General features: G+C 69.7%; 1 protein-coding gene. It reads left to right on the top strand.

Translation table 11 applies throughout. The annotated features are described in order from the left end of the window. Nucleotides 1-300, top strand: a 300-nt coding sequence (locus OO69_RS48585; RefSeq protein ID WP_199811179.1) for a hypothetical protein, incomplete at both ends; no start/stop codon positions are given.

Raw genomic sequence — 300 nt, 5'->3', positions numbered from 1 at the left:
GGGTGGTCCACGGCAACAACCTGACCGTCGGCGACGACCTCGGCCGCCGCGCCATCTGGGTCCGGCTCAACCCCGACGTCCGGCCTGACACCCGCGACCCTTCAGCGTTCGCGGCCGGCGACCTCAACGAGTGGCTCCAACTTCACCGCGCCGAAGTTCTCCACGCGCTCCTGACCCTGCTTCGCGGCTGGGTCGCGGCCGGGATGCCGAAGACGAACCACCACATGGCCTCCTTCGGAGCATGGCCCCGCACCCTCGGCGGCATCCTCAACTGGATGTGCCTGCCTGGGTGGCTGGAAG

The organism is Streptomyces sp. NRRL F-525 (assembly GCF_000716605.1).
Taxonomy (GTDB): Bacteria; Actinomycetota; Actinomycetes; order Streptomycetales; family Streptomycetaceae; genus Streptomyces.
The sequence above is the reverse complement of the archived record's forward strand: the minus strand, read 5'-3'. Positions and strand labels throughout refer to the sequence as shown.